The organism is Fictibacillus halophilus, from assembly GCF_042680145.1.
GTDB classification, from domain to species: domain Bacteria; phylum Bacillota; class Bacilli; order Bacillales; family Fictibacillaceae; genus Fictibacillus; species Fictibacillus halophilus_A.
On the sequence record NZ_JBHTNQ010000001.1, the window covers coordinates 1,858,178 to 1,871,651 of the forward strand.

General features: G+C 37.5%; 15 protein-coding genes. 3 read left to right on the plus strand and 12 right to left on the minus strand.

The features are described 5' to 3' along the window. Positions 1-2: 2 nt before the first annotated feature. On the minus strand, positions 3-635 hold the full coding sequence (locus tag ACFQ4X_RS09620) for an MBL fold metallo-hydrolase (protein ID WP_379834717.1): 633 nt from the start codon (positions 633-635) through the stop codon (positions 3-5). Between the two features lie 78 nt (positions 636-713). Between ACFQ4X_RS09620 and ACFQ4X_RS09625 the strand changes: the two genes are divergently transcribed. Both ACFQ4X_RS09625 and ACFQ4X_RS09630 read left to right on the plus strand, forming a co-directional pair. Then, positions 714-1,109, plus strand: coding sequence for a hypothetical protein (locus ACFQ4X_RS09625; RefSeq protein ID WP_379834719.1), 396 nt, complete (start codon positions 714-716; stop codon positions 1,107-1,109). 111 nt (positions 1,110-1,220) lie between these two features. Beyond that, on the plus strand, positions 1,221-1,406 hold the full coding sequence (locus ACFQ4X_RS09630) for a DUF2759 domain-containing protein (protein ID WP_066242324.1): 186 nt from the start codon (positions 1,221-1,223) through the stop codon (positions 1,404-1,406). A gap of 50 nt (positions 1,407-1,456) precedes the next feature. On the opposite strand, the gene ACFQ4X_RS09635 is transcribed toward ACFQ4X_RS09630, so the two are convergent. The 6 genes from ACFQ4X_RS09635 to ACFQ4X_RS09660 form a co-directional block, all read right to left on the minus strand. Then, on the minus strand, positions 1,457-2,650 hold the full coding sequence (locus ACFQ4X_RS09635; RefSeq protein ID WP_379834721.1) for a M14 family metallopeptidase: 1,194 nt from the start codon (positions 2,648-2,650) through the stop codon (positions 1,457-1,459). A 98-nt stretch (positions 2,651-2,748) separates the two neighbouring features. After that, positions 2,749-4,635 carry an LTA synthase family protein gene (locus tag ACFQ4X_RS09640; RefSeq protein ID WP_379834723.1) on the minus strand — a complete coding sequence of 629 codons (1,887 nt, stop codon included), beginning with the start codon at positions 4,633-4,635 and terminating at the stop codon, positions 2,749-2,751. 332 nt (positions 4,636-4,967) lie between these two features. Next, the gene (locus ACFQ4X_RS09645) at positions 4,968-5,927 is read right to left on the minus strand and encodes an ROK family glucokinase (RefSeq protein ID WP_379834725.1); all 960 of its coding nucleotides are present in this window, start codon (positions 5,925-5,927) and stop codon (positions 4,968-4,970) included. 13 nt (positions 5,928-5,940) lie between these two features. Next, a complete protein-coding gene (locus ACFQ4X_RS09650; RefSeq protein WP_379834727.1) occupies positions 5,941-6,132 on the minus strand; it encodes a YqgQ family protein in 192 nt (63 codons plus the stop codon). 434 nt (positions 6,133-6,566) lie between these two features. Continuing rightward, the gene (locus tag ACFQ4X_RS09655; RefSeq protein ID WP_379834729.1) at positions 6,567-8,030 is read right to left on the minus strand and encodes a spore germination protein; all 1,464 of its coding nucleotides are present in this window, start codon (positions 8,028-8,030) and stop codon (positions 6,567-6,569) included. Between the two features lie 96 nt (positions 8,031-8,126). Continuing rightward, positions 8,127-9,170 carry a M42 family metallopeptidase gene (locus ACFQ4X_RS09660; protein WP_379834731.1) on the minus strand — a complete coding sequence of 348 codons (1,044 nt, stop codon included), beginning with the start codon at positions 9,168-9,170 and terminating at the stop codon, positions 8,127-8,129. Between the two features lie 118 nt (positions 9,171-9,288). On the opposite strand from ACFQ4X_RS09660, the gene ACFQ4X_RS09665 reads away from it, so the two are divergent. Then, positions 9,289-10,152, plus strand: a complete 864-nt coding sequence (locus ACFQ4X_RS09665) for a hypothetical protein (RefSeq protein WP_379834733.1) — start codon at positions 9,289-9,291, stop codon at positions 10,150-10,152. Here ACFQ4X_RS09665 and ACFQ4X_RS09670 read toward each other — a convergent pair. From ACFQ4X_RS09670 to ACFQ4X_RS09690, 5 genes are read right to left on the minus strand one after another with little or no spacing between them, the layout of a single operon-like run. Further along, entirely contained in the window at positions 10,133-10,861 is a 729-nt protein-coding gene (locus ACFQ4X_RS09670; RefSeq protein ID WP_379834735.1) for an HAD family hydrolase, read from the minus strand. The two genes, ACFQ4X_RS09665 and ACFQ4X_RS09670, sit on opposite strands and share 20 nt — an antisense overlap. A 1-nt stretch (position 10,862) precedes the next feature. Beyond that, complete coding sequence (locus tag ACFQ4X_RS09675; protein WP_379834737.1) at positions 10,863-11,039, minus strand: hypothetical protein; 177 nt, start codon at positions 11,037-11,039, stop codon at positions 10,863-10,865. Positions 11,040-11,082: 43 nt separating this feature from the next. Next, positions 11,083-12,090, minus strand: coding sequence for a ThiF family adenylyltransferase (locus ACFQ4X_RS09680; protein ID WP_379834739.1), 1,008 nt, complete (start codon positions 12,088-12,090; stop codon positions 11,083-11,085). Further along, entirely contained in the window at positions 12,077-12,697 is a 621-nt protein-coding gene (locus tag ACFQ4X_RS09685; protein ID WP_379834741.1) for a molybdenum cofactor guanylyltransferase, read from the minus strand. The genes ACFQ4X_RS09680 and ACFQ4X_RS09685 overlap by 14 nt, the downstream gene beginning before the upstream one ends. Then, the gene (locus ACFQ4X_RS09690) at positions 12,682-13,473 is read right to left on the minus strand and encodes a DUF92 domain-containing protein (RefSeq protein WP_379834743.1); all 792 of its coding nucleotides are present in this window, start codon (positions 13,471-13,473) and stop codon (positions 12,682-12,684) included. Before ACFQ4X_RS09690 ends, ACFQ4X_RS09685 begins: the two co-directional genes overlap by 16 nt. Position 13,474 lies beyond the last annotated feature (1 nt).

The following is a 13,474-nucleotide window of genomic DNA, read 5'->3' on the forward strand; positions in this document are numbered from 1 at the left end:
CTTTAAAAACCGCCTAAGAAAGGATTTGAATCCATTTCCATTCCAATTGTCGTCTCAGGACCATGGCCAGATAGTACAACAGTTTCTTCTGGCAGCTGTAATAACTTCTCATGAATACTCTTTAGCAATGTATCCTGGCTGCCTCCATAAAGATCGGTTCTCCCAATGCTTCCGGCAAATAGTGCATCCCCGGAAAATACAGCTCCTGCACCCTTCAAATAATAGGAAACACTTCCCGGTGAATGTCCAGGAGTAGACAATACCTCAAAAGAAAATGAGCCAATCTTTAAGCTTTTGTCATTATCCGTTAATAAGTGACTCGCAGGCTTAGCTGTGATATTTTGTCCGAAATGCATTGATCCGTTCTTTTTTGTATTAGTGAGCCAATCTTGTTCTTTTTTATGAATATATAGTGGCAGCTGGTATTTTTCGCGAACTGGATCTACTGCACCTATGTGATCAAAGTGAGCATGTGTCAGCAAAACAGCCAGCGGTTTTAACTTTTGAGATTCAATATTTTGAATAATTTTTAAACTTTCACTGCCAGGGTCTATAATTATTGCTTCATTATTTGAATCATAAAGAATATATGTATTTTCTTGAACAGGTCCTACAGTGAGTTTCTTCCATCTCATATTTTATGCCTCCAGTTCCAATTGCAAGTTCTTTCTTTCTATCTTACACTAAAATAGTCATATATACGGAGGAAATACATGAATGTCTATTATGGTTTTGAAAACAATTTAGAAAGTTTTCCTGTACTGGACCGGGATGATGACTTCATCATTACAGATAATTGTATAGCTGATTCAAATGAAGCGATTCCTTTACTTTTAATAAAGCCCTTTAAAACTTCTCTTCTTTTTGAGGATTATGGATTCTTTTCTGAAAGTGGGAAATGTTATTTATATCTTGATATGATTTGTGCATTTTCTGTTAAGGAAGGAGATCAGAAGCAAATAGAAATGTTTCTTCTACAAGCAGAAGAAGAATTAATTGCCGTTGAAAAAGAAACGGAGGCAATTTATTTTTTTAGCCAGCATAATAAACTGCTTATTCTGAAATGGGCAGCATCCTATCAGGTTAAGCCTGAATTCATATTGTTATAAATGTTCACTCGACAAACAGGGATAAAACAAGTAAAATAATACAAGGTTGTACCTGTGTGAAAGCGTTATACATAGGATTGGTATCACTCCAAAGCAAGGGGGCACAGAATAATGGGATTAGCCATTATATTCGGCTTAGTAGCTATTCTAGCTGCATTAGGACTATTACGTTCGTTAAAAATTAAAAACTTAATGGCAGCAGGCTTCGCGTTCTTAACGTTTGCTGTATTTGGCTGGTTTACAGTCATGACTGTACTTGACGTATTAGTTGGCAGCGGCGGTTCAACAGGCCATTAAAATCCGAAAAACCATCAGAATTATTATTCTGATGGTTTTTCTATATAAACTTACATATACAAGCTGGCAATCAGGATACCTCGTGTGTCTTCATAAATTTTATCAAACTGTCCTAATGGCAATGGGTTAACTCCGATACCAAGTTCAATAGTAAAGCCTGGTCTTCTAAACTCCTGAATAAACCAGTCTTTATATCCTGCATAGCTGTCAACATACCTGATGGCTTTATAACCGCTGACCCGTTCAAATTCCTCTGCAATATGCTGGGAGATCGGCATAGGTTCTTCCCCTTCAAATCCCCAATAAAGCTCCTTTCCTTGCGTATGAAGAGCAACTACCCTGTCAAAATCATATTTTTGTGCAGCCTGAACCATGGCAATTGCTTCTGGTTCCGATAAAGGTGCTTTTCCAGGATAATCTCTAGGTGCAGGCTTTTTTGGTTTCCTTGGCTGTTCCAGTTCCCATCTTGCAGGAAACTGGTTATTTAAATCCACACCTCTAATATTGGCTTTCCATGATGAAAAGTCTTTTCTTCCTTTGTTTAAATTTAATACAAAATCTTTTAATTCTGCATCCTCTGGTGGACCATGTAAAACGAGGTCCACACCATCGGGATCAACCATTGGTACGGCAAGCAAAGTGGTATTCTTGTATAGATCGAGTGAAGAGACGTCATTCATGGAAGCTTCACTTGTTAAGGCTCGAGCATACTCATTAATAAACTTCATAAGGATAGCTGTTGTGATCCATTCATTCCCATGAAATGAACCGTTAATGTGCACTTTCTTCTTTCCCTTCCCAACTATAAGCATTTCGATTGGCTTTCCCTGTACGGAATGTCCGATGGTTTGTTTTTTGATAAAAGGATAAGTTTGCATTAATTGATCAATGTCCTTCTTTAGCACTTGGCTGTCATATTTTCGTTTTCCTTGAATACAAGGAAACGGAAGGACATAAGGAATTTTAATTTCATCTTTCACAAATATTTTCTTAGGATGGACTTCGGGATTGAATAAGTAAAGCGCATCAATCGGTATATCTTTTTCCTCAGCAATTTTAAAGAATGTGTCACCATTTTTTATTTTATAGCGCTGAACAGCGATTCCAGGTATATGAACTTTTCTTCCTGCTTCAATATTTCCAGAATGCACATTGGGATTTGAATCTTTAATTAAATTGTAAGGGATAGACAAGAGTCTGGAATAGTACCAAAGCGAGTCCCCGTTCCTAACTAGAATTTCCAATCAAAGCCCTCCCTAAAAACGTTCTCTTAAAGATGTATGATTGCTGCGCTCATATATGCAAAAAAAAGCACTTAGCCGAAGCTAAGTGCTTTCTCATACTATTTATCTTGTTTTGCTTTGTCTTTATCATAAAAGCGCAGCAAGTCACCGTAGATAATTCGGTCTGACATATCCAGCTCCGTTTTTGCACGTTCAGCATAAGGTTCACATGCATTTTCTTCGCCTTCAACTGGCTTCCCAGTTGCTTTGTCGTAACACTTACCATCTGTAAAGACATTATCTTTCGTAATATAAGAGTTATCACGAAGTACTGCGAAATCTTCCCGGTCTTTTGAGAAAAGGTCTGATCCTAATTGAATGTCACCTTTAGTGTCAATTCCTAGCAAATGCAAGATTGTTGGTTTTAAGTCGATTTGTCCGCCGACTGTATCCATCTGCTTACCTTTTTCACCTGGCATATGAATGATCAATGGTACTTTCTGTAACTGAGTTGATTCAAATGGCGTAATTTCTTTTCCTAAGAATTGACCCATTGCATCATTGTGATTTTCAGAAATACCATAATGGTCACCATACATGATGAAGATAGAGTCTTCATATAATCCAGCTGCTTTTACATCAGCAAAGAACTCTTTTAGTGCTTCATCCGTATAACGTACAGTTGTAAAGTATCTGTTAACTGTTCCGTCATTTGAAGTCCATTCAGGAATCGTTTCATCTTCTTCTTCCAATGTGAAAGGGAAGTGATTCGTTAAAGTAATATACTTTGTATAGAATGGCTTATTCATTGCCTGCATTTCTTTCAGGTGAGGGATAGACTGTTTAAAGAAATCTTTATCCTTTAATCCCCATCCGATTGAATTTTCAGGTGTAACTTCAAAATCTTTCAATGAGTAATAACGGTCATAACCGAAATTATCATACATGATATCACGGTTCCAGAAACTCTTGTTGTTAGCATGCTGTACTGAAGAGTAATAGCCTTGCTCTTTCAAGATCTCTGGCGTCGCATTGTATTGATTTTGTGAATGTGTAAAGAACACTGCTCCACTTGGAAGCGGATATAGTGAGTTATCTAACAAGAACTCTGAATCTGATGTTTTCCCTTGCCCTGTTTGGTGATAGAAGTTCGGGAAGTAATAGCTGTCCTTAATCAAGTCATTCATAAACGGCGTGATTTCTTTTCCGTTTACTGATTCATTAATAACAAAGTTTTGTGTTGATTCTACGGAAATAACGAAAACATTTTTGCCTTTCGCTTTACCAAACATTTCAGGGTTCGGTTCTTTATAATTGGCACGTGTATAGTTTTCAATATCCGTAATTTCGCTGCCATCTGCGAATGCACGCTGAGCTTTCGCTTTAGACTGAATGATTGAATCGTAAATATGGTAGTTGTATGAACCAATATTCTTAATCAGCATCTCACGGTCAAAAGTACGTGTTAATAACTGTGGACGCTCTGTTTCAGCAATTCCAACGTTAACGATAAAGAATACAATCGCTGCTGCATAAGTCAGTGTAATCTGTTTGCGTGACGCACGAGCAGGACGGTAATCAGCACGTCTCATAAAGTAAGCCAAAATTACGATGTCAACAAATACTAAAACATCTGTAGGCTGAATCAATTCAAAAACACTGTTACCTAAATCACCCATGTTGCTTGTTTGAAACAATACTGGAATGGTAATAAAGTCGTTAAAGAATCTGTAAAATACCATGTTTGCATACATAACAAAACTCATGATTGCACTAACGGCAATAATCATTCTTCTATGTGCTTTACCTTTAAAATAAAGGGTAATACCTAAGAATAAGATGACCGAACTGATCGGATTAATAAATAGGATCAGTTCCTGAATTTTGTTGTCCATTGGCAATTCAAATGCTGTTTTATACACGATATACGTTTTAACCCATAATAAAGCAATTGCGATAAAGAAGAACTTATAATCAGCAAAAGCTTGTTTCATTTTTTCTTTCATAATGTTCTCTGACCTCCTCAATCAAAAAGAACTTGTGCAGTTAAATTTAAATGTAATTTTTTATACTCTACCGTATCCACTGTATCCATCGGGAATGTAAATCACCATTTACAAAACCTTAACTAAAGGATTACATAAAGAGTATAATATATGGTTTTGCACAAGAATTCAATACCCTAACGCACTATTTCAAGATTCTGACAAATAGGACAACAAAACTATATTAGTTTTACCCTTTTTTTTAATCCATAAACAATTAGACGAACCTATGCCGAAAAAGTTTCAAAAAAATAAAGAACCACTTCATGTGGCTCTCTATTTTTATATAGTATTTATATGTTATGTTTTGCCATCCATGCCCCGCCGATCACACCAGCGTCATTGCCTAAAGTTGCTACAGTAAGCGCTGCTCCTTCTGCTACCCGAGGAAGTGCAAAACGTTTAAATTCTTTTTCAAGTCTGGACATAAGTATGTGGCCAGCTTTTGAAACGCCTCCGCCAATAACAATTTTTCCTGGATTAATACTGTTGGAAAGATTTGCGATTACAAGTCCTAAATGGAAAGCTACTGCGTCTAGCGTATCAATTGCCACCTGATCGCCATTCTCAGCTGCTTCAGCTACATCTTTTGCTTTTAGTTCACCATTATTTTTTAAAATTTCATTAAGAGATGAAGATGAATCATCTGCTGCTTTTTCTTTCGCGATTCTAGCTATTCCTGTAGCAGATGCAATTGTCTCAATACAGCCTGACTTTCCACAATTACAAGGTGCTCCGCCTTCTGGAATGGATGTAATATGCCCAATCTCGCCTGCCATCCCATTAGTGCCATGCATGATATGTCCATTCACAATAATTCCGCCTCCAACACCAGTTCCTAGTGTTACCATCAGCAGATTTCCTTCACCATCTCCTGCACCGCGCCACATCTCACCTATCGCTGCAATATTTGCATCATTGTCTATCGTAACCGAAAGACCTGTAGCTTTTTCAAGCTCATCTTTTAATGCATAATCTCGCCACCCAATATTAACAGCATGATAAATAAATCCTGTCTTCATATCTATAAATCCTGGTGCCCCCATACCAATCGCAGCGAGCTTTTCGCGTTTTTCAGAAAGCTGATCTAATTTTGCATCTATGGATTGAGCAATGTCACTGACAATATGTTTGCCGTCTTCAGATATGTTTGTAGGAATCTCCCATTTCTCGACGATATGACCATCAAGTGTGATAAACGCTACTTTTATTGTTGTCCCGCCTAAGTCTACTCCAACTAGCCATTTTTCCATTTCTCTTCATCCTCTATTGTAATTTATTGTTTGCTGAACGAATAATAAGAATCGCTGTTTTGTATTCGTTTACATCAATAAGTTTTTGGTTGTAAAGCTCTCGAACTTCTTCTTGTATTAATTCTAAATCTGCAGCTGGATTTCCTGTGTATATAATGGTTCCAAACCTTTTTAATAACTGCAGCACATCATACATTGTTTTCATAATCTATCACCTACGTCATTATAACAAAAATTACGGGACCGAATGCAAGCCTTTGCACAATATTATCACAAAAAATAGTCAGTTTTTTCTGAGGGCACTGAAAAACCGGTTGAACAGAAAAAAGAATCAAACCACCTCGATAAGAGATGGTTTGATCCTTTTTTTTTGCATACAAACATGTAAGGATTGTAGCGGAAGGGTACTGACTCCTCGAAAATTAAATTCACATTTTCTTCGTGCGAGGCAAAGCTGCCGAAGCCTTCCTTGTCCTGCGGGACGAGTGGGACAGGTGAGACCCCTAAAGGCGTGTAGCGGCAGGGGGCTCACCGCCTGCCCCGCGGAAAGCATGTACCCTGGAGCGGAGATTCCCGCATTCAACATTTTATTTAGGTACTTTTTCAGTGCCCTCTTTTTTTCTCTAGCTGTTTTTTGTATTAACGATCTGGATCCTTAGGGTGCAGGACAACAGGTCTTCTGTTTTTCAAAGGCATAGGAATTCTAAATATCACATCTCTGATCGCTTTATAGTTAAAAGGTATAAACGGCCATAAATATGGGATATGAAAAGATTTAAAAGAAACAAAAAATAAAATGGCTAACGTAAACCCAGCCATATAACCTGGCACTCCTAATAAAGCAGTAAGTGCCAATAATGAAAGCCTTAATAATCTGTTAGCAAGACTAAGTTCATAAGTTGGTGTAGCAAAAGTGCCTATTGCCGCTACTGAAATATACAATACGACTTCATTTACAAACAGACCAACCTCGATCGCAACTTGACCGATTACGATTGCTGATACAAGTCCTAATCCTGTGGATACAGATGTAGGTGTATGAATGGTAGCCATTCGAAGCATGTCCATGCCAAGTTCGATTATTATAAACTGTAAAAAAAGTGGAACAACGCCTATTTCCTCAGGACCAATAAAACTGAGATTTATCGGGAGCAATTCTTGTTGAACCGAGAATAAATACCAAAGCGGCAGCAGAAAAATGGAAATCCATACCGCAAGAAATCGGACAAATCTTAAATACGCACCTACGATTGGTTTTTGCCTGTATTCTTCTGCATGCTGAAGATGATGCCAAAATGTAGTTGGAGTTATAAGAACTGATGGTGACCCGTCTACAAAAACGAGAACATGACCTTCAAATAGATGAACAGCTGCAGTATCGGGACGTTCTGTATACCTCACTAATGGATATGGATTAAAATGCCTTCCGCAAATAAATTCCTCTACTGTTTTTTCTCCCATTGGAAGTCCATCCGTATCAATCATTTTTAGGGAGTCTTTAATTCGTCCCACGATATGCGGATCAGCTATGTCCTCGATGTAGGAAATACAGATATCTGTTTTGGAGCGCCTTCCGATGCTCAAATATTCCATTCGTAAAGACCGGTCACGTACCCTTCTTCTTGTTAGTGCAGTATTAAATATAATCGTCTCAACAAAGCCATCTCTTGCTCCTCTTACTACTCGTTCAACATCAGGCTCTTCTGGACCACGGACAGGGTATGTTCTGGCATCTATCTGAATGATTTCAGCTACGCCTTCAACAATAAGAACAGTCGGTCCGCTCAAAACCCAATCTATCCCCTGATTAAGATCATCAGATTTAGAAATCTCAACATATGGGATATACGTTTTCATTAATCTCAAAAGCGGATCGGGATCTAACTGATCGGGTTTAAGATCTGCTAAAAGCTTCATTAAATAGTGAAGAATATCATCTTTCACAAATCCATCCACCATGAAAAGCGCCATTCTTCGGCCTGCATATTCTAAGTCCAAATGGATGCAGTCAAAACTAATATCAACACCTAGTTGTTTCTTCATATATTGAACGTTTATGTCAAAATCGTGTGAAAGAGGCTGTTTTTTTGGCAGATATGACATTTTCATCACTCCTCTGCCTATCATCCTTTACTTTCTCAAATCTTTTCATACCTTCTATCAATAAAATCCCAGCCGATGGCTGGGATTTTATTTCGTCTATACAATGTGTGATTGCAAATAAGACTTTATAAGATTAGCTGTGTGTTCCAATGATTTAACATGTGTCCGCTCATAAGCATGTGAAGCATCGATCCCAGGTCCGATTAAACCATGAACGACATCAGCTCCCGCTCTAATAGCCGCAGTAGCATCTGAACCATAGAAAGGGTAAATATCTACTTTATAGTCAATTCCGTTCTTCTCAGCTAATTCAACTAAATGCTTTCGTAATCCAAAGTGATAAGGTCCTCCAGAATCCTTCGCACAAATGCTTACAGTAAACTCATCAGTTGTTTGTCCATCACCGATTGCACCCATGTCTACTGCTAAATATTCGACAGTCTGTTCTGGTATATTGGAATTGCCTCCAAAACCAATCTCTTCATTATTACTGATCAAGAAATGTGTCGTAAAAGGTAATTTTATTGATGATTTCTGAATTTGTTTAACAAGATGCATCAAAATAGCTACGCTAGCCTTGTCATCAAGATGCCTGGACTTTACAAAACCGCTTCCTGTTTCATCAAAACGCGGATTAAACGAAACGAAATCACCAACAGAAACCCCCGCTTCCTCAGCATCCTTTTTGGAATGAAACTCTTGATCAACTCTTACTTCTATGTTTTTTTCATCCCTCTTCAAGTCATCCATCCCTTTATATACATGCGCTGAGGTCTGATGCATCAACACTGTCCCCGAGAAACGTTCCCCCTTTGAAGTGTGAATCGTACAATATTCCCCTTCAACCGTGTTCCAATAATATCCGCCGATTTTATCTAATTTTAAGCGGCCATCACTTTTAATTTCTTTTACCATCGCACCAAGTGTATCAACATGAGCTGTTAATAATCGGTGTTTAGTATCATCTTCTCCTTTAATTGTAGCAAGCAATGCTCCTTTGTTTGTGATTTTAAAAGGCACTTCATTTTCTTCAAAGAACTCTCTCATGTACTGAATGGCAGCTTCTGTATTTCCAGAAGGACTTGGGATATGTACTAATTCTTTAATAAATCTTACAATTTCATTCGTTTTTATTTCCATCTTCTTTCTCCTCCTTATATTCAAACTTTACAATTTGATATTTTAATTTTCCATCTTCTAATTTAAGTGATAGCGCATACAATTTAGGAACTAGTTTGTCCTAGAGGAGGCACAGGTAATGAAGTGGAAAATTTCAATATTTATGCTGATAATTATACTTGTAATAGGTATCATCTACCAGCCGTTTGTCAAAAAAGAGGCTCGTGAAAGTATTACGTTTTTTCCGATAGACAGTTCTTTCTCTTTTACAGATGCAATAACATCCATAAAATTTAAAAAGGGAACTGCTTCAAACTATGAATTGGAATGGGACGTTGAGTCAAAATCCTCGGAAAGTGTTTATTTAAGACAAGACATCGCCATGATCTATGAAAACGGAAAACTAGCTAACAAAATGACCGAGTGGAAAACAAATGCAAAATCAATTGATCTGGAGAAAGATATACACGGGAAAACCCCTGGGTTATGGGAGGGCATCTCATATCATCAGGGTGAAATTCATATTAATGAGGAAAAATATCGTTCGGTTCAAAGAATGAGCAGTGACTATCTCTATACGGTTAAACCAAATAACACATTTACCGGGTTTAAAAAACCTAATTCTGCATCAGAACGGCGTTTAAAAAACATGTTAGATCAAGAGACAAATAAATACCTTCAAAATACTTTAGCTCAGCTTTTGGATTATTATCAGATAAACCGAAACAATTACCACGTTATTTCACTTCAGTCATTAACAGGCTATAACGAAAAAACACTGCCCGGATTTAACCAGCTTAAAAGCCAGGAGATTATCGGGAAACTATGGGAAGGACTTTATAAAAATTATTTTATAAACATCACAACAAAAACTGGCCAAAAGATCAGTCCCCTAGGAAGCAGCATGCCTTATATTTTATTAAGCAAAGATAAAACTCACTTATTTGTTTTATTTCAAACCGCAACTGGAGAGAACATACAGCTCATTCAATACATTTCTTAAATACATTTTTTAATTCATTTGCAGAACAGCAGTTATATATGAGTGGATTTGTTTGTGCTAACATTTGTTTTGAAGGATTCCACCATATCCCTGTCCACCCGGCTGTTACAGCTGGGTGGATATCAAAACTGAATGAGTCGCCAATATAATAAAAACTTGCCGCGTGTATTCTGCTTTTCACATATTCAAATATCTCAAGACTAGGTTTGGCGAAAGAAAGTTCTGAGGAAATAAAAATGTTGTTTTCTGAAAAGCTTAGCCCAAGCATACTGAGCTTCTTTCTTTGCAGTTCGGACCCTCCATTTGAAATGATCCCTGCCACAAACCCTCGCTTGTATAATAAATCAATAATTTCTTTGATCCAAGGATAAGGTATGACAAATGAAGGGATTATCTCTTCACAAAGTTTTCGGAAATAATCAATTTGATTCATATCAATCGATTGGATATTTAGTGATATTAATGAAGAAACAAGCCTGTTTCTTTGATATTGCTCACGTGTTAACGTTTTATCCTCATAAGCTGGCCAATACAGATCACAATAGATTTTGTAAGCTTCAAACCATTTATCAGCATTTACTGGCTTCTTCAAAAAAGGATGAAAAATTGATTTAAAGGCAAATAAAGAAGCCTGCTTAAAGGAGGCTTCATAGTCAAATAACGTATTATCCAGATCAAAAAAGAAAGCTTTGCTATTTAAAACGTTCATATTAGATCAGTTCATCCATCATTTTTGAACGCAATCCTGGGAAAGACATAGCACTTCCTACTACAAAACGTCTAATAAAAGGTTGTCCGAGAGTCATGTTGATAAGACGATAACGCATTCTATAACCGAGCATTACAGCAAGGAATAACAGAAATCCTTTAATCATAAATCCTTTCATAAAAAAACCTCCTTGCTTATACTTTCTGTGATTGAAGGCTTTTTTATTCGTAAACAAGTCTTGCAAAATATTCATCATACATTTCTTGGGCAATTTTTGTGTCTTCTGTTCCTTTCACATGGATTCGTCCATCTTTAAAAACAGCAACATCTAATCCATTTACCGAAACTCTTAGTAAAAAGGGAGTTAAAACAGGATGATGCATTGCAAGTTCAGTTTCTAACTGTTTAAGGTTAAATATTCTATTCGTTGATAATTGCACAGTCTTTCTTCCGCATAAAACGACTGCTTCCAAAAAATCTTTTTGAAGAGCCGGGTACAGATGATGGATGCAAACGGGACAATCCGCTTTAGAAAGAGGCAGTTTCGTTTCCATATTCATTCTGTTCCAGACATCAAAAGTTAACACCGTTGGAGTGATTAGGTTTGATTTGTCTATAAGAATTTTAAGCGTTTCAACTGTCTGATAGGATGCAGTTATTTCAACGGCTGGCATGATTACACCATTTGCATCGCAAGTTTCCCCTGACATCCGTCCTCCTAATAAACAGCGAAGACAACAAGTCTTATCTCGAAGAAATACAGCCACAGTGCCTGTAGATCCTGCGACCCCTCCATATACATATGGAATGTTATTCTTCATGCAGACATCGTTCAAAATGTACCGCGTTTCAAAATTGTCAGTTCCGTCCAAAACCACATCTGCATCTTTCAGCAGCGTTTCTGCGTTATGACCTGTAATTTGTTTAAAATGTGTTTCAATATTTACAGAAGAATTTATAGCGTTCAATCGTTCTTTAGCTGCAATAACTTTCGGAATCATATCTTTTGAATCTTTTTCAATAAAAAGAGTCTGTCGCTGTAAATTCGATTTTTCTACAACATCACGGTCTATCAATATTAAACGTCCTATGCCTGCACGTGTCAGCTGATGAGCTAAAGCTGAGCCAAGAGCTCCAACCCCTGCAATCACGGCTGTTTTTGTTTGTAAAACAGTTTGTCCCTCTTTACCAATTGGACGAAAAAACTCTTGTTTTTCATACCGATTCATTGTCTTCCCCCTCAATGATCCCGTTTAACTCATTTGTTGTATTTACATTTTTAAAAAAATGTATTTCCTCTTCATTTACTTCTATATACTTGGTGTTTTTTCTTTGGAGGAGTTTTAATACTTTATAGATATTGTCTTGTAAACAGGAAGTAATATCAGGTAAACATGTTTTTTTATATACTCCGTTTAACGGATATATTTTGCCATTTAATACAGGAATGACACAATCATACTCTCCCTCTCGTGCAGCGGCAAGCCATTTTCCGTACATACTGCTGCTCATCAATGGCATGTCGCACGGAGTGATAAGATAGTAATCTGCTTTTTGGCTGATCATTCCGGTATAAATTCCTGCTAACGGTCCTTTTCCTTTATAGCGGGGTACATCTTCAAGAATACGTATGAGCATTGAGCTGTTTTTAGTTAAAGGTGTCAATAATTCCTCACGCGTAATAATTAAGATCTTATCCGCATGCGGCGCTAATGATTCAATAGAATAATCTATAAATGTTCTGTTATTCCACTCAGCTAATGCTTTGGGACTTCCAAACCGCCGGGATTCACCGCCAGCCAAAACTATACCTGCACACATTACTTGACTGTCCATATGTATAATCCTCCAGCTATTAACGCGCCAATGATTGTAGAACTAAAGTTAACCAGATTATTTGTTGCCCATGGCAAACCGAATATTCTCGTTGTTTTCGTTTTGCAATGCCACTTACTCTCAGTCTCTGTTTTACAAATTTGACAATAAAACTTCTGTTCAAACCACGCTCCAAAAAGGGTATCTGCAATGTTTCCAAAAAAACCTGCAAAAATGATAATCCCACTTGCCATAAAAGTTGACGTATCATATAGGAAATAATAACTTGCCCCAATTGCTGCAGCTCCTATAACCGCAGCGATCGTCCCTAATCGTGTAACAGCTCCTGAAAGTCCTGCTTCAACTTTTCTCCATTCCTTTAAGTGAAAGGGTTTTGTTTTTGACAGTACCCCTATCTCAGAGGCCCACGTATCTGCTGTAGCGGTTGCAAATGCACCAGCAAACATTATTAGCCAAACTGGATCTGGGATTAAAATAGCACCTGTTGCAGCAAGCATGGATGTACCTCCATTTGCAAACACTTGACCGGCTGTCCTCCCCTTTTTGTCTTCTAAAGGTTCAGCGTTAAAATCTTCTTTTACTTCTCTTTTCCACTTGGTTAAAAGGGATGATGTTAGAAAAAATATTGCTAAAATGACTAGACCCTGCCATTGAAAAGAATAAAAAGTTAGAGCACCTGTTAAAAATGCTGCTAAACTTCCCCGAAGTGTAAGCAGCTTAAAAATAAAGGAGACCATACAGAGCAGAGCGATCCCTGCAAAAAAGATAGCTTCCATT

Excerpts from the sequence above, each read along its gene's own strand:
- ACFQ4X_RS09670 (WP_379834735.1), bottom strand. The coding sequence starts at position 10,861 with ATGAACGTTTTAAATAGCAAAGCTTTCTTTTTTGATCTGGATAATACG.
- ACFQ4X_RS09685 (WP_379834741.1), bottom strand. The coding sequence starts at position 12,697 with ATGGACAGTCAAGTAATGTGTGCAGGTATAGTTTTGGCTGGCGGTGAA.
- ACFQ4X_RS09690 (WP_379834743.1), bottom strand. The coding sequence starts at position 13,473 with ATGGAAGCTATCTTTTTTGCAGGGATCGCTCTGCTCTGTATGGTCTCC.
- ACFQ4X_RS09650 (WP_379834727.1), bottom strand. The coding sequence starts at position 6,132 with ATGAAAACAATGTATGATGTGCTGCAGTTATTAAAAAGGTTTGGAACC.
- ACFQ4X_RS09660 (WP_379834731.1), bottom strand. The coding sequence starts at position 9,170 with ATGGAAATAAAAACGAATGAAATTGTAAGATTTATTAAAGAATTAGTA.
- ACFQ4X_RS09620 (WP_379834717.1), bottom strand. The coding sequence starts at position 635 with ATGAGATGGAAGAAACTCACTGTAGGACCTGTTCAAGAAAATACATAT.
- ACFQ4X_RS09625 (WP_379834719.1), top strand. The coding sequence starts at position 714 with ATGAATGTCTATTATGGTTTTGAAAACAATTTAGAAAGTTTTCCTGTA.
- ACFQ4X_RS09680 (WP_379834739.1), bottom strand. The coding sequence starts at position 12,090 with ATGAATCGGTATGAAAAACAAGAGTTTTTTCGTCCAATTGGTAAAGAG.
- ACFQ4X_RS09665 (WP_379834733.1), top strand. The coding sequence starts at position 9,289 with ATGAAGTGGAAAATTTCAATATTTATGCTGATAATTATACTTGTAATA.
- ACFQ4X_RS09640 (WP_379834723.1), bottom strand. The coding sequence starts at position 4,635 with ATGAAAGAAAAAATGAAACAAGCTTTTGCTGATTATAAGTTCTTCTTT.
- ACFQ4X_RS09630 (WP_066242324.1), top strand. The coding sequence starts at position 1,221 with ATGGGATTAGCCATTATATTCGGCTTAGTAGCTATTCTAGCTGCATTA.
- ACFQ4X_RS09675 (WP_379834737.1), bottom strand. The coding sequence starts at position 11,039 with ATGAAAGGATTTATGATTAAAGGATTTCTGTTATTCCTTGCTGTAATG.
- ACFQ4X_RS09645 (WP_379834725.1), bottom strand. The coding sequence starts at position 5,927 with ATGGAAAAATGGCTAGTTGGAGTAGACTTAGGCGGGACAACAATAAAA.
- ACFQ4X_RS09655 (WP_379834729.1), bottom strand. The coding sequence starts at position 8,030 with ATGTCATATCTGCCAAAAAAACAGCCTCTTTCACACGATTTTGACATA.